The organism is Sulfitobacter sp. GN1-4, from assembly GCF_055693825.1.
In genome coordinates this window covers 110,549-130,931 of the sequence record NZ_JBVFUQ010000003.1, presented here as the reverse complement: position 1 = coordinate 130,931, position 20,383 = coordinate 110,549, and the positions used below count along the sequence as shown (strand labels likewise).

The following is a 20,383-nucleotide window of genomic DNA, read 5'->3' as shown; positions in this document are numbered from 1 at the left end:
TGCCCGTTTTTTGGGCAGGCTTACTTTCTTTGCCGAAACGCTATGCTATGTCACGCTCCAGAATAAAGGAGTTCACATGCGCGATTTTCACCTGCCAGGCCGGTCCCCGATTTATGCCGCGAACGCCGCTCTTGCCACCTCCCATCCGATGGCAACTGAGGCCGGGCTTGCCGTTCTCAAATCAGGAGGCAATGCGGTGGATGCCGGTGTCACCGCCGCGGCGGTCCTGGCCGTGGTTGAACCCGCAATGACAGCCATTGGCGGCGATTGCTTTGCGCTGATCTCAAAACCGGGCGCGGCGCTTTACGGCTTGAACGCCTCTGGCCGGGCCGCCGCCGCCCTCAGCACGGAAATGCTGCTGGCCGAAGGCTGGAGCGCGATGGATCTGCTCAGCCCCCATTCCGTGACTGTGCCGGGCGTTGTGAAAGGCTGGGAAAGCCTGCTGGCCTCGCACGGGACCTATGATCTGGGCAAAGCGCTGCAACCGGCAATCGCCGCCGCCGAGGATGGTTTTGTGGTCTATCCCAAGGTCTGGGCAGACTGGACCGACAGCGCCAACAAACTCGCCAGCCAAGGGGCGGGCGGACGGCACTATCTTGTGAACGGGGCCGCGCCCACCTGTGGCCGCATCCACAAACTGCCCGCACTTGCCGAAACTCTCAAAGTGATTGCGCGCCAAGGGGCCAAAGGATTCTACGAAGGTCCCGTTGCCGCCGATATCGTTGCAGAACTGCACGCCCGTGGTGGGGTGATGACAGAAGAAGACATGGCCGGCATGACCGCTGACCCTTGTACCCCCATCACCTCAGGTTACCGCGACATTGATCTGGCCGAACTGCCGCCAAACGGCGTCGGCCTGACCGCCCAGATCATCCTCAATATCCTCGAACGCTTTGATCTGGCAGGCCTCGATCCCCATGGGGTGGACCGCTACCACCTGGAAATCGAAGCCGCGCGCATTGGCTATGCCATCCGCGACGCGCATATCGGTGATCCGGATACGATGGGCCACGCCGCCGAGGCGTTGATCGACAAAGCCTGGGCCAAAGGCACTGGCCACCACCATTGATCCCAACACGCGCAATGCCGATCTGCCCAGCCCGGACCCGAACTTCCAAAGCGATACGGTTTATCTTAGCGTGGTGGACCGCGATGGCATGGCCGTTTCGCTGATCAACTCAGTTTTCAAAAGCTTTGGCTCCGGTATCGTCACCGACAAGACCGGCATCATCTTGCAAAACCGCGGCGCAGGCTTTCGGGTGTTGCCCGGTCATCCCAACACCATCGAAGGCGGCAAACGCCCGCTGCACACCATCATCCCCGCGATGGCCCTGCAAAACGACAAACCCAAATACTGTTTCGGCGTGATGGGCGGGCAATACCAACCCGTGGGCCACACCCATGTCATCACCAACGTGCGCGATTTCGGCATGGACCCCCAAGAGGCGCTGGACAGCCCCCGCGTTTTCTGGAGCGACGACAACGTGCTGGAACTGGAACCCCCCTGGGCCAAGCGCTCAGCGATGGCATGGCCGCCAAGGGCCACCCCGTCAGCTGGTCCAAAGAGGCGATTGGCGGCGGGCAAATCATCGAAATTGACCATGACGCCGGTGTACTGATCGCAGGCTCTGATCCGCGCAAAGATGGCTGCGCGATGGGGTATTAAGGTGCAATGCGCAGGGGATAAGGCCGGTTAAACGGCCCCCCTGGGGTGCCTTTGGTTTCAGGCATTAAACCGCCTGAAAATCATCCTCCAGATACACTGAGATGATCTCATCAAAGCTGCTTTCGGCCTCAAACCCCAAGGCAATCGCCCGTGCGGGCGCGAAATCCATGGGCCAGCCGTCAACAATGCGCTGGATGTCGGCATCTGGCTGGGGCCGAATGCGGTCCACCGCAGCCTGTCCCGCCGCACGGCGCAACGCGTCAATCTGTTCAGCCACCGTGCAACTGATCCCCGGCAGGTTCATCGCCCGCCGCCCTTCCAGCCGCGCGGTATCAATGCCCGCTGCATGCACCAGAAACCCTGCCGCAGCCCGTGGGCTTGCGCACCAGAACCGCACCGTATCGGGCACCGGCAAAATCGCTTGGGCCCCGTTCAGGGGTTCACGAATGATGCCAGAGAAAAACGAAGACGCCGCCGCATTCGCAACACCCGGGCGCACCGTGATCGTCGGCAAACGCAGGGAAAATCCGTCAATGAAACCTTTGCGGCTGAAATCGGCGACCATCTGCTCACAAGCGGCCTTTTGCGCGCCATAGCTTGTTTGCGGGGCGGTCAGGAAATCATCATCAATCTGATCGGGATACGGCCCCCCAAACACCGCAATCGATGAGGTAAAGATCACCCGGGGCCGGTACACCCCGCCTGATGCGTCATGCTCCGCCTTTAGTGCGGACAACAGATGCCAGGTCGCCATCATGTTCACGTCCCAGCCCAGCTCAAACTCCGCCTCGGCCTGGCCAGACACGATGGCAGCCAAATGATAGATCACATCAGGTCGCCGCCCTGCCAATGCCTTGGCCGTTGCCGGATCTGCGATGTTGCCCGTGATCTCATCAAATGCCTCTATGCTCTGGGCAAAGCCACGGTCAAAAAGCGCAATCTGCGCGTCTGCATAACTCGGGTCTGCCGCCAACCGCCGGGCCAGTTTTTGCCCGATCATGCCACCTCCCCCAAAATCAAGATTTTGGTCATCCGCTTCGCCTCCCCACACTGCCAGCTTCGCGCCCAACCCTAAGCGAGAGGGGTTGCAGGCGAAAGTCTATCTCTGTCATACGCTAACATGTATCCCCGACCCCAAGTTAAAGGCTGCTTGGCCATGACCAAAAAGATCACCACCCAGGACCTACGCTCACGCCAATGGTTCATGAACCCTGACAATCTGGAAATGACCGCCCTCTATCTGGAACGGTATCTCAACTACGGGCTCACCCGGGAAGAGCTGCAATCAGGCAAACCCATCATCGGGATTGCGCAAACCGGCAGTGATCTGTCGCCCTGCAACCGCCACCACCTGGAACTGGCCAAACGGGTGCGGGACGGCGTGATCGCCGCGGGCGGCACCTGCATTGAAATCCCGGTGCACCCGATACAGGAAACCGGCAAACGCCCCACCGCGTCTTTGGACCGTAACCTGGCCTATTTGTCCTTGGTAGAGACGCTTTATGGCTATCCGCTGGACGGTGTCGTGCTGACCATCGGCTGTGACAAAACCACGCCCGCTTTGCTGATGGCTGCCGCCACCGTGAACATCCCCGCCATCGCGCTTAGCGTCGGTCCCATGCTCAACGGGTGGTGGAAAGGCGAGCGTGCGGGTTCTGGCACCGTGATCTGGAAGGCACGTGAACAGCTGGCCGCGGGCGAGATTGACACAGATGAGTTCATGGAAATCGCCGCCGCCTCTGCCCCGTCCGTGGGCTATTGCAACACCATGGGCACGGCCACCACGATGAACTCCCTGGCCGAAGCGCTGGGGATGCAGCTGCCCGGCTCCGCCGCCATTCCGGCCCCTTACCGCGAACGCGGGCAAATCTCATATGAGACCGGCAAGCGCATTGTCGATATGGTCTGGGAAGATCTGCGGCCCTCCGACATCATGACGCGCGAAGCGTTTGAAAACGCGATTGTCATCAATTCCGCCATCGGCGGCTCCACGAATGCACCGATCCACTTGAACGGCGTGGCGCGTCACCTTGGCGTGCCGCTTGATAATGACGATTGGCAGGCGCTGGGGCATCAGATCCCGCTTTTGGTCAACCTGCAACCGGCGGGCAAATACCTGGGCGAGGATTATCAGCATGCCGGTGGCGTGCCCGCTGTGGTGGGCGAATTGATCGCAGAAGGCCTGCTGCCCCACCCGGATGCGCTTACCGCAAATGGGCGGACCATGGCGGAAAACTGTGGCCATTTGCGCAGCAAGAACGCCGATGTGATCCTGCCTGCGGCCGCCCCGCTCAAGGCTGAGGCGGGCTTTCTCAATCTTAAGGGCAACCTTTTTGACAGCGCGATCATGAAAACCTCAGTGATCTCGCCGGCCTTCCGCGCGGCCTATCTTTCAAACCCCGAAGACCCCGACGCTTTCGAAGGCCGTGCCGTTGTCTTCGACGGGCCAGAGGATTTTCACCACCGCATTGATGACCCGGCTGAAAACATTGACGCGGGCTGCATCCTCTTCATGCGCGGCGCAGGCCCCAAAGGATATCCCGGTGCGGCCGAAGTGGTGAACATGCGCCCGCCCGCCTACCTGATCAAACAAGGGGTCGAGGCGCTGCCGTGCATCGGTGACGGTCGCCAATCCGGCACCTCTGGCTCTCCCTCGATCCTGAATGCCTCACCTGAGGCGGCGGATGGCGGCGGGCTGGCGCTTTTGAAAACCGGGGATCGGGTGCGCATTGATCTGGGCAAAGGCACCGCTGACATGCTCATCTCTGCCGAAGAGCTGACCGCCCGCTCCATCGCCCTGCAAGAGGCAGGCGGGTATGCCATCCCAGAAAGCCAATCCCCTTGGCAGGCTCTATTCCGCGAAAAAGTGGGCCGCCTGGATCACGGAATGACCCTTAAGGGCGCTGCTGAGTTTCGGGATATCGCCCGCAAATCCCTGCCCCGCGACAACCACTAAAACAGGCTGCGTTCCAACGCGGATACCACTGGGCAACTGGCCCCTTCTCACCCCAAAAGACCGCGCTGAGGGAAAGCGCGGTCTTGAAAAAACTTGGGATCAAATAAGGAGGGATCGGCCCCGCATCAGGGTGGGATCAGCGTTGCGGGCCCAAAAGGGGCCCCGCCCGGCATGAATGTGCGACCATATGTGCCGGACGGGGCGGTCTTGAATTGGTCCCGATTAGCGGAACAGGCTCAGAATGTTCTGAGGACCCTGGTTTGCAATCGCAAGCGACTGTGTCGCCAGCTGTTGCTGCACCTGATAGGCCTGCAGACGGGCTGCTTCTTCTTCCATATCGGCGTCAACAAGCGCACCGATGCCGGAATCGAAGGTGTCCGTCAGACTGTCGAGAAACTCCATCTGGTTTTCCAGAGTGTTCTCGGCCACGCCCATGTCGGTGGCAGCTGAGATTGCGTTTTGCAACTGGCCTTCGGCAGTTACCAGATCCGCTGCGAGGTCTGTTGACGTTGTCAGGTTGATGCCGTCCAGGGCAGTTTGGATGGCCTGCAAATCAACAGAATCGAAGGAGATGGTTGTTGTGGCAAATGTACCGCCCGCACGGGAGATACCGGACACAACAGTCTGGGTTGCCGCAGCACCGCCAACCAGATCGTCCCCGTTAAAGGTCGCCTGATCAATGGCAGATTGCATGTTTACGACCAGCGCATCGATTTCGGACTGAACGTCAGCTTTGTCGACACCATCGCTTTGGGCAAACGCGATGCGCTCCACCACTTGCTGTGCCAGATCGCTCACTGTTTCAGCACCAAGACGGGCGGTGGCGACGGAATTCTTTGTCGCTGTCATGCCCTCATTGATGGCTTTCAACATGCCACTATCGCCTTTCATCGTTTCCGAGATTGCGAAATAGGCTGCGTTTTCCTTGCCGGACCGCACTTGCAGACCCGAGGAAACACGGCTTTGAGTTTCGGTAAGACCTTTGTTGATCGACTTGAGTGTCGCCAGAGCATTGGTCGCGGAGTTATTGGTGAGAATGGATGACATTGTCGGTCTCCTTGTTTCTCATCTATGTCGAGTCTTCTGACTGACGTGGCTATGCGCCGGGGTCCGAGGTACGGGCGGAATAAGGAAAATTTGGGGCAAAGGTCTGACAACTCAGAGGTAATGAAACGGTATCATTGTGATGCCAGTGCGGGCTGAACGGCATTCAACGGCCCAATGGGCCGCTGAACGAGGCGCGCGCATCCGCCGCATATTGGCTTTCGCCCGCTCTGCCAGCCGCGGGGCATTACACCCCCCGGCAAAAGTGCTGCGTCAAGACGCCAGCGCCGTCGTCTCTGACAGGCTCAGCAACTCACCCGTTGTTTTGAATTGCGCGGTGGTTTGCTTCAGCCCCGCCGCCTCGTTTGACAGCAGCCCGCTGGCGGCGGTCACCTCCTCAAAGGAAGCCGCCTGTTTCTGCGTGCTGTGGTCAATCCGGGACACGGCTGCATTGATCTCACCCACGACAGCCACCTGTTCGTTCACGGCGTTCGAAATCTCATCAATGCTTTCTGAAACACCCACCGCACGTTCGGAGATTTTTTCAAGCGACGCCTGCGCCTCAGCCACCTTTGTCACACCGTCGGAAACGGCCACATCACTGCGCGTTATCACATCGGCGATTTCCTTGGCGGCTTCACTGGCACGTTGTGACAGCTGGCGGACCTCAGAGGCCACAACTGAGAACCCGCGCCCAGATTCGCCCGCGCGCGCGGCTTCAACCCCGGCGTTCAGCGCCAGCAGGTTGATCTGGAAAGCGATGTCATTGATGACCGTCACCACAGAGGAAATCTCTTTTGACGCATCAGATATCTGCGACATCGCATCAGCCGCCGCAGAGGCCACTGTCCCACTGGATTGCGCGGTGCTGCGGGCCTGCTGCGCATTGGTGCTGGCGGCGGCAATGTTGTCGCTCATCTGTTTGATGCTCGCGGTCAGCTCTTCCAACGCGGCAGAGGTTTCTTCCAGCGAAGCTGCGTTCTGCTCCGCCTGGTTGGAGAGTGTTTTCGACGTATCGCGCAGCTCACTAGAGGAATCCGCCACCGTCGCACTGCTTGAGGTGATGCTTCCCACCAGCTCCCGCAGGCCTTTGATCATCTGGTTGGTGCTGTCCTGCAGTTCCTTAAAGGCCCCTTGGAACGCGCCTTCCATCTCACTGGTCAAGTTGCCGTCGGCCACCCGCGACATCACCATGCTGACAGCATTGATACTTGCCTCCGTATCCTCAACCAGGGTGTTTACAGCCTGCGCCAGATCCACGAACTCTTTCTCTTCGAAATCCGCGACCACCCGTTGTGAGAAATCGCCCCGCGACGCGGCTTGCAGCACTTTGCCAACCGACGCCCCCAGGGATTGCACCATTTCCTGACGGGCCTGTGCGGCTTTGGCTTCGGCGGCGGCGCGTTGTTCTTCTTGTTCCCGCTTGCGTGCTTCAGCCTCTTGGCGGCGGGTATCTTCGGCCCGCTTTTCCCGCTCAGCCGCCGCAATCACGTCTTTGCTGTTTTGCTTGAACACCTCCAGGGCGCGGGCCATGCGCCCCAGCTCGTTATCAACCTCGAGATTGGGCACTTCGGTGTCCAGATCGCCACCGGCAATCTGCGTCAACGCCGTCACAGAGGTTTCGATGTCCTGAGAGACCTTCTGCGACAGTTTCCGCGATGTTCTCAGACCGTAGCCGCCAATCACCGTCGCCGCCAAGGCCAGCGCAACCGTGGCCCAGAAGGTCAGCAGTTGCGTCCGTTGACCCAAATCAGATTGTACCTGGATCGCGGCATCAAGGTCCGTTTCGACCGCATGAACAACTTCCGGGCCAATCCGGTCCATGATGTTACGTGCCGCGATCTGGGTTTTGATCAGGACCGCCAGTTCGTTCTTGTGGCTGATGAAATCCTCCAACGCGCTCAGCGCCGTCATCGCTATATCTTGGCGGGTTGGGTTGTTCACCTGACGAATGATGGTTTTCAGCTGCTCTTCTGATGTTTCCATCTCAACAATTGCGCGGTCCAGATCAACTTGCTGCTCTGAATGGCGATAGCGTTCCAGGTAATACCGCCCCAACATCAACGCCTCTTGCGCCCGGCCTGCATAGAACACCGAGGATAAATCACCAGCGATATGCGCACTCGACATCAGCTCGGTGATGGATTCGCGCGCGGCAATCCCCGACACTGACATCTGCTCTTCAACCGCTTGGTATTCGGCATTTGCATCCACCATATGCCCGAACTCATCTGCGTAGGTCTGCAGCTGGGCCGCTGAATTGCGCAAGGTCTGGGTCAGCTGCGAGATCCTCGTTCAGAATCTCTTCGGCATCTGCGCGCGCTTCGTCAATCTCGGTCAGGTTGCCCAACAGGCTGCTGATCTGTTCTTCGCTTGGCTCAATCCGCCACTTTAACGCGTCGATGCGTGCCTCCAGGATGTCTTCCAAAACGGTGTTGGCGATAAGGGTTGTGTCGCTGGTTTCCCGAAAGTCCGAGAAAAATAGACGCATCAGCAAGGTTATCGCGACGGCAAACACCGAAAGCGCAAGCAGCCCCAGGATCAAAGAACTGCTGATTGATGAAATTTGTTTTGAGATTGGGCGTGCGTCCGACATGTCACATCCTTACGGGCTAAGGGGTATTTTGAGTGACACAGCCATAAGACAGCAGCAGTTGAAAAAATCTGAATGCCGTCGCATACGACGACAGATTTTTCTGCGCCAACAGGCCCAAAGCCCGGATAGACAGGTTAGCGCAGCGCGCCCATGAACATTTTACGCATTTTCTCAGGGCTAAGCGGCACCCCAAACAGGGATTGCTGCAGGATGAACCGAAAAACACCGTCGATCTGCGCATAAAGCAGATGCACTTCGTCTGCGTCGTCTGGATCGGTGCAGAAATCCTTCATCAAACCGGCCATCGACGCTTCAAGATCTGAGACCACCGGTTTGAAAGAAGGATCAAACATGGATTGTGAGCGGATGTCGTACCACAGCCGGTGAATTTCGGAATCCTGCTCAATGGTCTGGATCAGCGCGCTCACAAACGCCTCCGCCGGCCCCTCTTGCGGAGAGGCCCCCGCGACAGCGGCCTGCAGGTTGGCCACAAACTCCTCTTTATAAAGCCTGACGCAATAGATCAGCAGCTCTTCTTTGCTGTCGAAATAATAATGCATCATGCCCAGGGACATGACGGACTGATCGGCGATATCGCGCAACGTGGTTTGGGCATAGCCAAACACCTTGAGCGCAGAGATCGCGCTGTTGGCGATCTCTGTCTTCTTGCCTTCACGCTTGCGCTGTTTGGCTTCTTCGCGATCCGCCTTGCGCTCAGCGCCTCTGTGAATGTTCATGCTTGCCTGGCCTCCTTCACGGCCCAAGGGTCAACCCAGCAAAGCGTGCAGGAAAATGCGGGGCAATTTGAACCAGCTTGGCTTGTATTGGAACCGGGTCAGCAGCTTGCCGACAACATGCTGTTGCTTGTTGGTGATAAACCACGGCGGACGCGGCAAAAGGGTGATCCGGCCAGACAGCAGGTTGCGCGGGAACGGGGCCCAGGGGGCCTCAACCACCACACGTTCTGTCGTCTCCAGCATGAAGGAATTATGCACCGTGCCAATGCCCGATTGCACGTCTTGCAATGTCGCACCGGCAAAGCCGCCCCAGGGCACAGGCGCCAAAAGAAAGCCAAGGCCGGTCCAGGCGTTGATAGCGATGGTGCCGTATTTGAACTCTGCCAAGATCTCTTCGAACCGTTTGCGCCCGATCTTTCGAATGGTGCGCGGATGGATCAGGATGTTCCCACCCAAGGTGCCGTAAAGCGTGTCATTGGCCCAGGCGATCGCCTCGCGCAGAAAGGTTTCAGGATCATCACCGTCCAGATGTTTCACACCCATGGCGGGGGTGAAAATCTCATTCTGGGCCAGCCACTCAGGATCACCGCGCTCCATATCCGCCAGGATACAGGGCGGCACCCCTGCACCGCGGGAAAGCGCGTCTTCGCTGGCGGAGCGGTCTTTGAAATCCGCATGGCGGTCAGCGGCACCGGGGTAATACGCCTCACGTTGGCCGGCACGGGCCATCACATCGCGCAAGGCAGCAATCAAGGCGTCTGACTTGCTCCAGTTGCTGGGCAGGATCAGGCTTTGCACGGCCACACAATTGAAGCCGGAGTTATGCAGTTTCATCGTGGCGATGTTTTCCGCCTGAAACTTGATGTCCGCGCTGGACCAGGGACCCGGCACCACAATCGTGGGACAGACAGCGCCCAGCTCAGATGTCACAGGCCGTGGGTTTTTCGGCGTGCCCGCTGCACGGTTGCGCGCACCCTCTTCGCCGGTGCCCCAGACAATTGCATCATGGGTCGCACGCGCGCCTGTGATATGGATCTCTTCGACCAAAGGGTGCTCTGTCAGATACGCACCGCTTTCCCCGTCGCCCCGCACAATACGCAGCGCATCGACGTCAATCAGCGGCTTGAGAGCGGCCTGCAAATATTCGGTCAGATAGTCATTGACCGGGTTCATCTTCAGCAACACCACCTGGTTTTCCAAGAACAGCTTCTGGAAGGCATCCAAAGGCGAGATGGCAGCGATATTGCCCGCCCCCAACACCAGCGCCACCTTGCCAACCCGCTTTTCCGGCGGAATGTCATAGGCCGTTGCCGCATGGTTCTTCAGGTTCGCAGGCGTTACGCCCCGCTGCATCCAGACGTCAGCTTTGACCCCGGACAGCAACAAGCGGTCCCAAATCGAATGCGGCACCACGCGCACGGCTGTCTGCCCATTGGCAAGCTCGCGGGTGGGCAGATGCTTCAGAAAGGCTTTGCCCTCCATCTGGGACAGGGTTTCCATCAAGCCGTTGCACCCAGCCATCAAGGCATAGGGGCCGCTGATCCACTCTTCGCCCGCCAGCGCAGACCCCTGCGGGATGCGCTTTTTGCGTGCCGCCATGGTGGCCCAGCCTTCGGCCACAGGCATCAGCGCATCTTTGACCGCTTGCAACAGGGCGATCCGCTGATCAACCGGGGTCTGCGCCCAGGTGTGTTTTGCCGCATCCAGTGCTGCCAGATCAGCGTCATAGGTGCCTTGAAGCTCAGGTGTGAAGGTGCTGACATGTTTCATGATGCGCCTTCCTCCAACAGCACGTCGCCGTAAGCTTCGCGCAGCTTCACTTTCACGACCTTACCGGTGGCCCCCAACGGCAGCTCATCGACAAAGATCACCTTGTCGGGCACCTGCCAGCTCGGCACCCGACCCTTGTAGCTTTCAATAAGCTCTGCTTCGCTCACCTCACCGGCCTTTACCGCGATGATCACCGGGCGTTCGTCCCATTTGACGTGGCGCGCCGCAATCGCGGCGGCATTGGCAACGGCGGGATGGGCGATGGCGATATTTTCCAGCTCAACGGTGGAAATCCACTCCCCTCCAGACTTGATAATGTCCTTGGAACGGTCGCGGATCACCATATAGCCGTCGGCATCAATCGTGGCGACATCGCCGGTGTCAAACCAACCATCCTCTGTCAGGGCAGAGGTTTCTTTGCCGAAATAGGTATCGACAATCCAATACCCTTTGATCTGCAAATCACCCTGCGCTTCACCGTCATGGGGCAACGCGTTGCCGTCCTCGTCCAGAATGCGCAGCTCCACCCCAAATGGCGGACGCCCCTGACCAAGCCGGATTGTCGCCTGCGCGTCGGCATCCAGATCCTCATGCTTCTGCAACAGCTGGTTCAACGTGCCCAGCGGGCTTGTCTCCGTCATGCCCCAGGCATGGATCAACTCAACGTTATATTTCTCGCGGAAAATCGGGATCATGGAGGGCGGCAAGGCCGACCCGCCCACAACGGTGCGTGTCATGCTTTCCGCTTTGGATCCCGTTGCCTCCAACGCTTGCAGCAGGCCCATCCAGATGGTGGGCACGCCCAGCGCAATCGTGACCTTGTGACCATCAATCAACTTAACCAGGCTTTCCCCGTCCAAACCCGGCCCTGGCAGGATCAGCTTGGCCCCCACGCCCGCCGCGATATAAGGCACGCCCCAGGCGTTCACATGGAACATGGGCACAACCGGCAACACCGTGTCTTTTGCCGAAATGGCCAGCCCGTCCGGCTGGTTGCCCGCAACCGAATGCAGCAGCGTGGAGCGGTGGTTATAAAGAACACCCTTCGGGTTTCCCGTGGTCCCAGAGGTGTAGCACAACGAAGACGCGCGCGTTTCTTCGAACTGCGGCCACTCGAAATCAGCATCTGCTGTTTCAATCAGCTCATCGTAGAAGACCAGCCCGTCGATCATGGCGGCGGCTTCGTCATCGCGCGGACCCATCAGAACAATGTGTTCCACGGTTTTCAGATGCTCTTTCAGCTTAGCAACCGCCGGCAAAAAGGTCTGGTCAATGAACAGCACCTTATCGGCGGCGTCATTTGCCACAAAGATCAACTGCTCAGGGGCCAGGCGCGGGTTGATCGTGTGACACACAAACCCGCCTCCCGACACACCAAAGTAGATCTCCAGATGGCGCCGGTTGTTCCACGCGATGGTGGCGCAACGGTCTTCGGCAGACAGGCCCAGCTTGGCCAAAGCACCTGCCAGATGACGCGCGTTGCGTTCAATGGTGGACCAGCTGGTCTGCTCCTGCCCGCCTGTTGTTTCGACCGACACCACAGTGGTGGCCCCGTGATAACGGGCCGCATGTTTGATCAAGGCAGAGATCAGCAATGGCTGATCCATCATTTTTCCAAGCATCTTCGTTTTCTCCCTATTCCGCAGCGATCGACATGCCTGCATCCGCGCGGATCATGTCAGCTGCTTTTTCCGCAATCATAATGGTCGGGGCATTGGTGTTGCCGCCAATAAGCGTTGGCATCACAGACGCATCGACCACGCGCAAGCCTTCCACGCCATGCACCCGCAGCTCCGGGTCTACCACGGCCATGTCGTCGGTGCCCATTTTGCAGGTCCCAACCGGGTGATAAATCGTATCCGCCCGCGCGCGGATGTGTTTTTCCCAATCCGCGTCTGTCTCAGCGGTGTCCGTCCCAAAGAGCTCCTTGTGGCGGTACTTTGCCATCGGCTCTTGCATCAGGATGTCGCGGGTCATGCGTGTGCCCTTGATCAGGGTTTTCAGATCACGCTCATCTGCCAGGAACTGCGGATCAATCCCCGGATCCGCGTTGGGATCACCAGATTGCAAGAACACCTCGCCCCGCGAATAGGGACGCAGCGCGCAGACATGGCAGGAAAAGCCATAGCCCGGATGCAGTTTGCGCGCATGGTCATCCACAATCGAAATCACGAAATGCAGCTGCACGTCCGGACGGCTTAGGCTTGGATCCGTTTTCAGGAAACCCGCCCCTTCGGCAAAGGGCGTGGCGATCATCCCGGAACCGGTTTTGCGCCAGTTCAGGATGTGCTTGGTCAGATTGACAGTGCCTGCCAGTCCGATGCCAAAGTTATCCGTATCCTTGGATTTGAACGCCAGAATGAAATCCAGGTGGTCCTGCAGGTTCTGACCAACGCCCGGCAGCTCATGCACCATCTCAATGCCGTGATGGGTGATGCCATCGGCCCGGCCCACACCAGACAGCTGCAACAGCTGCGGTGATCCAAAGGCCCCGCCGCACAGGATAACTTCGCGCTTGGCTTTGACCGATTTGCTCTGCTTGCCCTGATTGTACTGCACGCCAACGGCGCGCTTGCCGTCAAACAACACGCGCTCTGCCCGGACCTTTGTCAGCACTGTCAGGTTGGAGCGTTCCTCCATCACCGGATGCAGATAGGCCGCCGCTGCTGAACACCGCTCACCCACACGCGCAGGATCGTGGAACTGCGTGACCTGATAATGCCCCACACCTTCGTTATCGCCGGTGTTGAAATCATCCCTGCGCCGATGCTGCAGCTGTTCGGCTGCCTGCAAAAACGCCTCCGTGATCGGGCGCGGCGCTTGCTGGTCGTTCACCTGCAGCGGGCCGCTGCCGCCATGAAAGTCGTCCGCACCATGCACGTTGTTTTCTGAGCGCAGGAAATAGGGCAGCACACTGTCCCAATCCCATCCATCGCATCCCAGGTTGGCCCAATCGTCGTAATCGCTCTTGTGCCCCCGGACATACAACATCGCGTTGATCGCCGAAGACCCGCCCAAGGCGCGGCCACGCGGCTGGTATCCCTGGCGTCCATTCAGGCCCGCTTGGGGTGCGGTTTTAAACGCCCAGTTGTTGATTTTGCCATGCCCCGGCAGCATCGCGACCACCGCCGCAGGCGCGCGCACCAGAATACCGTCGCCTCTGCCTCCGGCTTCCAACAGGCAAACCGAGGTGTTCGGATCCTCCGTCAACCGCGCGGCAAGTGTCGATCCAGCAGAGCCGCCCCCGACGATGACATAATCAAATTCCATACTATTCCCCCCGGTTACCCCGCATCACATCTATGCGGTTGTCGCGCTGATCCGCGACAGTTGTTCTTGTGTATGGGTAGAGAAACGTTGTGTCCTTTGGGCAAACCCGCGGTGACCGCGGCTTGGATCAAAGGCCTCCCCCTCTGATCACACCCTGCACATGCACATTTCCTCCCAACAGCGTTCCCGCTGCTCGAAAACAGAAACAAAAAACTGGACAAATGTACAGAACAGAATTTGAAAAGAAATTAATAACGTATTTCAATGCGTTACTGGCGTTTGACGCCCAAACCCAACAAAAGCGCCGCCCAGACGGCCCGCCACATTCGGATTCGTCTGCACACGATCACACCAACGCGCAGGCAAAAACAAAGGCCCAGCACGGCAACATGCTGGGCCCCAATGGCACGTAAATTGAAACCTGTATCCGCTTAGTAGCGGTAGTGCTCTGGCTTGAACGGGCCCTCAGGTTTCACACCGATATAGGCGGCCTGCTCTGGGTCCATCTGGGTCAGCTTCACACCGATCCGGTCCAGGTGCAGACGGGCAACTTTCTCATCCAGATGCTTAGGCAGGATGTAGACGTCATTGGTATAGGCATCGCCATTCGTCCACAGCTCCATCTGCGCCAAAACCTGGTTGGTAAAGGACGCGGACATCACGAAAGACGGGTGGCCCGTCGCGTTGCCCAGGTTCAGCAACCGGCCCTCGGACAGCAGGATCAAGCGGTTGCCGTTTGGCATCTCGATCATGTCCACCTGTTCTTTGATGTTGGTCCATTTGTGGTTGCGCAGGTTGGCCACCTGGATCTCATTGTCGAAGTGGCCAATGTTGCCCACAATCGCCATGTCCTTCATCTCGCGCATATGCTCGATGCGGATCACATCCTTGTTGCCGGTGGTGGTGATAAAGATGTCGGCGCTGTCTACCACGTCTTCCAGCAGGACAACTTCAAACCCGTCCATCGCCGCTTGCAACGCGCAGATCGGGTCGACTTCGGTCACTTTCACACGCGCGCCAGCACCGGCCAGGGACGCGGCAGAGCCTTTGCCCACATCGCCGTACCCCATCACAACCGCAACCTTGCCCGCCATCATCGTGTCGGTGGCGCGGCGGATGCCGTCCACGAGGGATTCTTTGCAGCCGTACTTGTTGTCGAACTTCGACTTGGTGACAGAATCGTTCACGTTGATCGCTGGGAACGGCAGCTGGCCGTCGCGCTGCAGCTCATAAAGACGGTGGACACCGGTGGTGGTTTCCTCAGACACGCCTACGATCTGATCGCGCATCTTGGTGAACCAACCAGGGGTCTCACCCATACGCTTTTGGATCTGCGCCTTGATCACCGCTTCTTCTTCTGAGGCAGGAACAGGGATGATCTCTTCACCCGCTTCAGCGCGCGCGCCCAGCAGGATGTAGAGGGTCGCGTCACCGCCATCATCCAGGATCAGGTTGGGGCCTTCGGCAAACTGGAACGATTTGTCCAGGTAATCCCAATGCTCCTCAAGGGACTGACCCTTAATCGCAAAGACCGGGATGCCCGCCTCGGCGATCACCGCCGCCGCATGGTCTTGGGTTGAGAAGATGTTGCAAGACGCCCAGCGCACATCCGCGCCAAGTGCCACCAGCGTTTCAATCAGAACCGCTGTCTGGATGGTCATATGAAGCGAGCCCACGATGCGCGCGCCTTTCAGCGGCTTGCTCTCACCATACTCGGCCCGCAAGGCCATCAGGCCAGGCATTTCGGTCTCAGCAATATCCAGTTCCTTGCGGCCAAAAGCGGCAAGGGAAATGTCTTTCACGGTATAGTCTTCGGCCATGTGGCACCTCACTCAAACAGCGTTTGAGCGCGCCTAACATCTCTGTCCTGAATTCTCAACGTCTGTTGCTGAATGCGGACAATAAGACGCTAACACTCGGCCTTTCTACTGGCACCGTTACTGGCGTTCAGACGGCTATCCTGCCTGACCCGCTGGCGCAATCTGTGGCGTATCGGCAAAGAAATCCGTGCCGGTTGCCACGATGCAGGACACACCATGCGCGTTCGTCACCATAACGGTAAACGTACCCGTTTCCGGCGATGACCAGACCTCCAGCACGGTTGTCGCACTGCGCGAGGCTTGCAATCCGCCTGCCGTCAACTGCTCTGCGTATTTGCCCTGCAACCTGTCGATCACAAGATCCCGTTTGGCGCAGTTGGCCGCATCTGCCGGTGCGGTCGTGCCGATCAAAGCGCCAAAAATGCCTGTATAGATCAGATGTTTCACCATCTTCTTCTCCTTCATTTTTAGTCTTAATTTTGAGAAGGACGCGCGAGAGGGACACACGTCCCCCCAACGTCGAGCAAGATCCGAGTTGCAGTGCTTATGACGGCAATACTATTGTAGCGCACTGCTACGTGTTGATTGATCTTACGATGACGATGCGCGCATAGGTGGAAAAAATCAAGTGAGCGCAAAAGAGGCTGTGTAAAATGGCAACACAACGAAAAGCGCCGCCACGGGCGTGGCAGCGAATGCTCTCAGGGCGGCGTCTGGATCTGCTGGATCCGACACCTGTTGATATCGAAATCGAAGACATCGCCCATGGCTTGGCCTTTGTGGCCCGCTGGAACGGTCAGACGCAGGGGGACTATGCCTATTCCGTGGCCGAACATTCGCTCTTGGTAGAAACGCTTTTTGGTCGCCTGAACCCCAAAGCGCCCGCCAAATGGCAGTTGGCCGCGTTGCTGCATGATGCACCGGAATATGTGATCGGCGACATGATCTCACCCGTGAAAGCCGCCGTTGGTCCGGGCTATGGCGCGCTGGATGACCGGCTGACAGCGGCGATCCATCTTAGGTTCGGCCTGCCTGCGACCTTGCCGGTTGCGGTCAAAAAGCAAATCAAGAAGGCCGATAAAATCAGCGCCTGGATGGAAGCCACTCAGATCGCTGGTTTCTCACGGGATGAGGCCAGCAAGTTCTTTGGCGCCCCCGATGCCGACCTGATCGACGGGTTGCACATTGTCCTGCGCCCCCCAGTTGAGACACGTGCCGATTTCACCGCACGCCACCGCGTCTTGTTGGAGCAATTATGACCCTGTCCGTACGTCGCCCCATTTCACTGGATCTGCCGCACATGGCGCAGCTTCTCAATGACATCATTGCCGAAGGCGGGACAACCGCATTGGCGCGCCCTGTCACGGGCGAGGACCTAGGCGAATGGATGGCCTTCGCCCCTGATCAAAGTGCCTGGCATGTGGCGGTGGATGCCAAAGAAAACGTTGTCGGATTTCAGTGGATCGAACCCAAAGAGGGTCTGCCCGCAGACGCGGCAGACATCGCAACATTTGTGCAGATTGGTCAGACCGGCCTGGGCATCGGATCGGCACTTTTTGAGGCAACAAAGGCGGCGGCAAAATCCCTGGGCTATGTTTGGATCAACGCCAACATTCGGGCCGACAATGAAGGCGGGCTGATCTATTATCAAAGCCGCGGGTTTCAGGATTACGACGTGATCCACGGATACGAAATGGCCAACGGCCAAATCGTTAACAAACGCCTAAAACGCTACGATCTGTGACCCGGTGTATGCCGCTTTGGTGTACAGTCTGTGCACAGGGTGTGACTCCGGTTTAACGCGGTGAGCGTTTGGCCAAAATCCGCTGCAATGTCCGCCGGTGCATGCTCAACCGCCGCGCCGTTTCAGACACGTTCCGGTCGCACAGTTCATAGACCCGCTGGATATGTTCCCACCGCACGCGGTCCGCACTCATCGGGTTTTCGGGGGTGCTGGCATGTCATCCCCGGTGGCCAAAAGCGCGTTGGTGATGTCATTGGCATCCGCCGGTTTGGACAGGTAATCCGTCGCCCCAATCTTGACCGCCGCCACGGCTGTTGCAATCGCCCCGTAGCCGGTCAGCACCACAACGCGCGCGTCTTCCCGCTTTTCCCGCAGGGCTTCTACCACGTCCAGACCGTTGCCGTCTTCAAGCCGCAGATCGATCACCGCATAGGCCGGTGGCCGCGCCATGGCGATGGCCCGTCCCCCCGCAACGCTGTCTGCGGTTTCGACCTCAAAACCCCTTTTTTCCATGGCCTTTGCCAGGCGCCGCAGAAACGGTTCATCGTCATCTACCAACAGCAAGGATTTGTCGGGGCCAATGTTCAGATCTTCTTGTGTCACAGCTTTACGCTCTTCCTTGTGCTTCACCGCATATATGGCGTGTAAGTCGAGAGCGTCAAATCGCTCAGGCCTGATCGACAAAACAGCTTAGCCGTTCTGCCATCTGCTCGGGCGATAACTCTCTTCGAAAATAATCGACAAAGCCAACCTCTGGCATGACCAGATAGCTAAAGGTCGAATGATCCACCAGGTATTCGCCATCCACATCCGGGTGCGCGCGGTAATAGCTTTTGTAGGCCTGGCTGGCGGCCTTTACCTGCTCGGGCGATCCGGTCAGCCCGATCATGCGCGGGTGCATCACCTCAGCAAACTCACCCACCACCTCAGGCGTGTCCCGCTTGGGGTCAATGGTGATGAAAATAGGCGTGACGATCTTGCCCTTCTCTTCCAACATCTCAACCGCCAGTGCATTGCGATCCACATCCAGCGGGCAGACATCTGGGCAGAAGGTATAGCCGAAATAGATCAACGATGGCTCGGTGATGACGTCCTGATCGGTCACTGTTTCGCCCGCTGCATTGACCAGCTCAAAGGGGCCGCCAATGTCACCCGCAACAGCACCACCGCGGCACTGGGCGAACTGATCCTCTTCACCGCCCTGCACAGCAAACCAGACGGTCCCTGCCAGAAAAACGCTTGCTACGACAACGGCGACAATTGCGAAAGTTCGGTTCATTTGCAGTCTCCTGCGCCAATGGGCGCGCTTGAACGTGATTACGGTGACCCGTACGCTATCTGCCTGATACCGCAACAGCGAATAAACAAAAGGTGTGCAGATGACGCAGGCGAACATTCGCCCCCTTTCGGGGCGCACCCGCGCAAACTGGATCAGGCTGCGCACCATGATCGTGCTGCGGTGGGTGGCGCTGACCGGTCAGCTGATCGCCATCACGGTGGCGCAGGTGGTCTACGGGCTGCAACTGGAGCTTGGGCTTTGCTATTTGGCCATCGGCGCGTCTGTGATCGCGAACCTCTTTGCCGGGTTTGTCTTTCCCGAAAACAAACGCCTGAGCGAGCAGGAAAATCTGTGGATGATCATGTTCGATCTCTTGCAGATTGCGTTCCTGCTGTATCTGACAGGCGGTCTGAACAATCCTTTTGCCCTGCTGCTTTTGGGGCCCGTCACCATCTCAGCCACAGCGCTAAGCCTGCGCTCCACGCTTGTGTTGTGCTCCACCGCGATTGTCATTGTCACTGCTTTGGCGGTCTTTCATCTGCCCCTGACCACCCAATCTGGTGAGCTGCTGGCCATCCCGAGCCTATTCATTTTTGGCCAGTGGACAGCGCTTGTCATCGCTATCCTCTTTACCAGCGCCTATTCCCGTCGCGTCACCACTGAGGTGCATTCGATGGGGGACGCGCTGGCGGCGACGCAAATGGCCCTGGCGCGCGAGCAGAAGTTGACCGATCTGGGCGGTGTCATCGCCGCCGCCGCACATGAGCTGGGCACGCCCTTGGCCACCATTAAACTGGCCAGCGCTGAGCTTCACAGTGATCTCAAAGACCATCCCAGCCTGGCAGAAGACGCCCAACTGATCCGGGATCAGGCTGATCGGTGTCGGGAAATTCTGCACAATATGGGCCGTGCGGGTAAGGACGATCTGCATCTGCGGCAAGCCCCGCTTGAGGCGGTGATTGAGGAATCAGCTGAGCCGCATATGGACCGAGGCAAGGCGGTGATCCTTACCCAGCTGCCCAACGCCGATGAGCGTCGCAGCCAGCCCACCATTGCCCGCAAACCTGAGATCATCCACGGCCTGCGCAATCTGGTGCAGAACGCCGTCGATTTCGCGGATGACACAGTGTGGGTTGAGGCAAGCTGGTCTGAGAAAGAGGTCACGATCCGCATTATGGATGATGGACCGGGGTTTTCGGTGCACATCCTGGGCCGGCTTGGCGATCCTTTCATGCGCGCCCGCACCCGCGCGCAAACCGGTGTGTCCCGTCCTGAATACGAAGGCATGGGGCTGGGCCTGTTCATTGCGAAAACGCTGCTAGAACGGTCGGGGGCGCAGCTGCGATTTGCCAATGCATCCGACGGGGCGGATACCCGGCGCAAAGGGGCAGTGGTTGAGGTCACCTGGCAGCGGTCAGATCTGGAGGCGGAGGTTAAATCGGCCAGTGGGCCTTTGGGCGCCAATCAACCCATCTCAGCCTAAGGCGATCTTTGAAGCGCT

General features: G+C 58.5%; 17 protein-coding genes and 1 pseudogene. 6 read left to right on the top strand and 12 right to left on the bottom strand.

Translation table 11 applies throughout. The features are described 5' to 3' along the window. Nucleotides 1–76: 76 nt before the first annotated feature. Together ACZ1HM_RS01265 and ACZ1HM_RS01260 are read left to right on the top strand one after the other, a co-directional pair. Entirely contained in the window at nt 77–1,069 is a 993-nt protein-coding gene (locus tag ACZ1HM_RS01265) for a gamma-glutamyltransferase (RefSeq protein WP_472740739.1), read from the top strand. Then, nucleotides 1,053–1,619 (top strand): gamma-glutamyltransferase, encoded by a 567-nt coding sequence (locus ACZ1HM_RS01260; protein ID WP_472744539.1) that lies wholly within the window; start codon nt 1,053–1,055, stop codon nt 1,617–1,619. Before ACZ1HM_RS01265 ends, ACZ1HM_RS01260 begins: the two co-directional genes overlap by 17 nt. A 111-nt stretch (nt 1,620–1,730) precedes the next feature. Here ACZ1HM_RS01260 and denD read toward each other — a convergent pair whose 3' ends face one another. Continuing rightward, nucleotides 1,731–2,666, bottom strand: a complete 936-nt coding sequence (gene denD / locus ACZ1HM_RS01255; RefSeq protein WP_472740737.1) for a D-erythronate dehydrogenase — start codon at nt 2,664–2,666, stop codon at nt 1,731–1,733. Between the two features lie 156 nt (nt 2,667–2,822). Here denD and ACZ1HM_RS01250 point away from each other — a divergent pair, with 156 nt between their 5' ends. Continuing rightward, nucleotides 2,823–4,622, top strand: coding sequence for an IlvD/Edd family dehydratase (locus ACZ1HM_RS01250; RefSeq protein WP_472740735.1), 1,800 nt, complete (start codon nt 2,823–2,825; stop codon nt 4,620–4,622). Between the two features lie 222 nt (nt 4,623–4,844). Here the strand turns inward: ACZ1HM_RS01250 and ACZ1HM_RS01245 are convergent, their stop codons facing one another. From ACZ1HM_RS01245 to ACZ1HM_RS01205, 9 genes are all read right to left on the bottom strand, one after another. After that, nucleotides 4,845–5,669 carry a flagellin N-terminal helical domain-containing protein gene (locus ACZ1HM_RS01245; RefSeq protein ID WP_472740734.1) on the bottom strand — a complete coding sequence of 275 codons (825 nt, stop codon included), beginning with the start codon at nt 5,667–5,669 and terminating at the stop codon, nt 4,845–4,847. Between the two features lie 270 nt (nt 5,670–5,939). Continuing rightward, the gene (locus tag ACZ1HM_RS01240; protein ID WP_472740732.1) at nt 5,940–7,934 is read right to left on the bottom strand and encodes a methyl-accepting chemotaxis protein; all 1,995 of its coding nucleotides are present in this window, start codon (nt 7,932–7,934) and stop codon (nt 5,940–5,942) included. Next, the gene (locus tag ACZ1HM_RS01235; RefSeq protein ID WP_472740730.1) at nt 7,894–8,262 is read right to left on the bottom strand and encodes a hypothetical protein; all 369 of its coding nucleotides are present in this window, start codon (nt 8,260–8,262) and stop codon (nt 7,894–7,896) included. The genes ACZ1HM_RS01240 and ACZ1HM_RS01235 overlap by 41 nt, the downstream gene beginning before the upstream one ends. A 134-nt stretch (nt 8,263–8,396) precedes the next feature. Further along, the gene (locus ACZ1HM_RS01230) at nt 8,397–8,999 is read right to left on the bottom strand and encodes a TetR/AcrR family transcriptional regulator (protein WP_472740729.1); all 603 of its coding nucleotides are present in this window, start codon (nt 8,997–8,999) and stop codon (nt 8,397–8,399) included. A gap of 30 nt (nt 9,000–9,029) precedes the next feature. Beyond that, nucleotides 9,030–10,769 (bottom strand): aldehyde dehydrogenase family protein, encoded by a 1,740-nt coding sequence (locus ACZ1HM_RS01225; protein ID WP_472740727.1) that lies wholly within the window; start codon nt 10,767–10,769, stop codon nt 9,030–9,032. Beyond that, nucleotides 10,766–12,391, bottom strand: coding sequence for a long-chain-fatty-acid--CoA ligase (locus ACZ1HM_RS01220; RefSeq protein WP_472740725.1), 1,626 nt, complete (start codon nt 12,389–12,391; stop codon nt 10,766–10,768). The genes ACZ1HM_RS01225 and ACZ1HM_RS01220 overlap by 4 nt, the downstream gene beginning before the upstream one ends. Nucleotides 12,392–12,404: 13 nt before the next feature. Further along, nucleotides 12,405–14,039 (bottom strand): GMC family oxidoreductase, encoded by a 1,635-nt coding sequence (locus tag ACZ1HM_RS01215; RefSeq protein WP_472740723.1) that lies wholly within the window; start codon nt 14,037–14,039, stop codon nt 12,405–12,407. Between the two features lie 431 nt (nt 14,040–14,470). Beyond that, nucleotides 14,471–15,859 (bottom strand): adenosylhomocysteinase, encoded by a 1,389-nt coding sequence (ahcY, locus tag ACZ1HM_RS01210; protein WP_472740722.1) that lies wholly within the window; start codon nt 15,857–15,859, stop codon nt 14,471–14,473. Between the two features lie 135 nt (nt 15,860–15,994). Beyond that, nucleotides 15,995–16,309 (bottom strand): hypothetical protein, encoded by a 315-nt coding sequence (locus ACZ1HM_RS01205; protein ID WP_472740720.1) that lies wholly within the window; start codon nt 16,307–16,309, stop codon nt 15,995–15,997. A 203-nt stretch (nt 16,310–16,512) separates the two neighbouring features. On the opposite strand from ACZ1HM_RS01205, the gene ACZ1HM_RS01200 reads away from it, so the two are divergent. Continuing rightward, entirely contained in the window at nt 16,513–17,118 is a 606-nt protein-coding gene (locus tag ACZ1HM_RS01200) for an HD domain-containing protein (RefSeq protein ID WP_472740718.1), read from the top strand. Further along, nucleotides 17,115–17,603 carry a GNAT family N-acetyltransferase gene (locus ACZ1HM_RS01195; protein WP_472740717.1) on the top strand — a complete coding sequence of 163 codons (489 nt, stop codon included), beginning with the start codon at nt 17,115–17,117 and terminating at the stop codon, nt 17,601–17,603. Before ACZ1HM_RS01200 ends, ACZ1HM_RS01195 begins: the two co-directional genes overlap by 4 nt. A gap of 52 nt (nt 17,604–17,655) precedes the next feature. On the opposite strand, the pseudogene ACZ1HM_RS01190 reads toward ACZ1HM_RS01195, so the two are convergent. Further along, nucleotides 17,656–18,206 (bottom strand): annotated as a pseudogene (locus ACZ1HM_RS01190) (ActR/PrrA/RegA family redox response regulator transcription factor). Between the two features lie 64 nt (nt 18,207–18,270). Beyond that, a complete protein-coding gene (locus ACZ1HM_RS01185) occupies nt 18,271–18,882 on the bottom strand; it encodes an SCO family protein (RefSeq protein ID WP_472740715.1) in 612 nt (203 codons plus the stop codon). A 100-nt stretch (nt 18,883–18,982) separates the two neighbouring features. Here ACZ1HM_RS01185 and regB point away from each other — a divergent pair, with 100 nt between their 5' ends. Further along, entirely contained in the window at nt 18,983–20,365 is a 1,383-nt protein-coding gene (gene regB, locus ACZ1HM_RS01180) for a sensor histidine kinase RegB (RefSeq protein ID WP_472740713.1), read from the top strand. Nucleotides 20,366–20,383 lie beyond the last annotated feature (18 nt).

Bases quoted from the DNA above. Each gene is read 5' to 3' on its own strand.
- ACZ1HM_RS01265 (WP_472740739.1), top strand. From the start codon at position 77: ATGCGCGATTTTCACCTGCCAGGCCGGTCCCCGATTTATGCCGCGAAC.
- denD (WP_472740737.1), bottom strand. From the start codon at position 2,666: ATGATCGGGCAAAAACTGGCCCGGCGGTTGGCGGCAGACCCGAGTTAT.
- ACZ1HM_RS01250 (WP_472740735.1), top strand. From the start codon at position 2,823: ATGACCAAAAAGATCACCACCCAGGACCTACGCTCACGCCAATGGTTC.
- ACZ1HM_RS01245 (WP_472740734.1), bottom strand. From the start codon at position 5,669: ATGTCATCCATTCTCACCAATAACTCCGCGACCAATGCTCTGGCGACA.
- ACZ1HM_RS01235 (WP_472740730.1), bottom strand. From the start codon at position 8,262: ATGTCGGACGCACGCCCAATCTCAAAACAAATTTCATCAATCAGCAGT.
- ACZ1HM_RS01230 (WP_472740729.1), bottom strand. From the start codon at position 8,999: ATGAACATTCACAGAGGCGCTGAGCGCAAGGCGGATCGCGAAGAAGCC.
- ACZ1HM_RS01225 (WP_472740727.1), bottom strand. From the start codon at position 10,769: ATGAAACATGTCAGCACCTTCACACCTGAGCTTCAAGGCACCTATGAC.
- ACZ1HM_RS01220 (WP_472740725.1), bottom strand. From the start codon at position 12,391: ATGCTTGGAAAAATGATGGATCAGCCATTGCTGATCTCTGCCTTGATC.
- ACZ1HM_RS01215 (WP_472740723.1), bottom strand. From the start codon at position 14,039: ATGGAATTTGATTATGTCATCGTCGGGGGCGGCTCTGCTGGATCGACA.
- ahcY (WP_472740722.1), bottom strand. From the start codon at position 15,859: ATGGCCGAAGACTATACCGTGAAAGACATTTCCCTTGCCGCTTTTGGC.
- ACZ1HM_RS01205 (WP_472740720.1), bottom strand. From the start codon at position 16,309: ATGGTGAAACATCTGATCTATACAGGCATTTTTGGCGCTTTGATCGGC.
- ACZ1HM_RS01200 (WP_472740718.1), top strand. From the start codon at position 16,513: ATGGCAACACAACGAAAAGCGCCGCCACGGGCGTGGCAGCGAATGCTC.
- ACZ1HM_RS01195 (WP_472740717.1), top strand. From the start codon at position 17,115: ATGACCCTGTCCGTACGTCGCCCCATTTCACTGGATCTGCCGCACATG.
- ACZ1HM_RS01185 (WP_472740715.1), bottom strand. From the start codon at position 18,882: ATGAACCGAACTTTCGCAATTGTCGCCGTTGTCGTAGCAAGCGTTTTT.
- regB (WP_472740713.1), top strand. From the start codon at position 18,983: ATGACGCAGGCGAACATTCGCCCCCTTTCGGGGCGCACCCGCGCAAAC.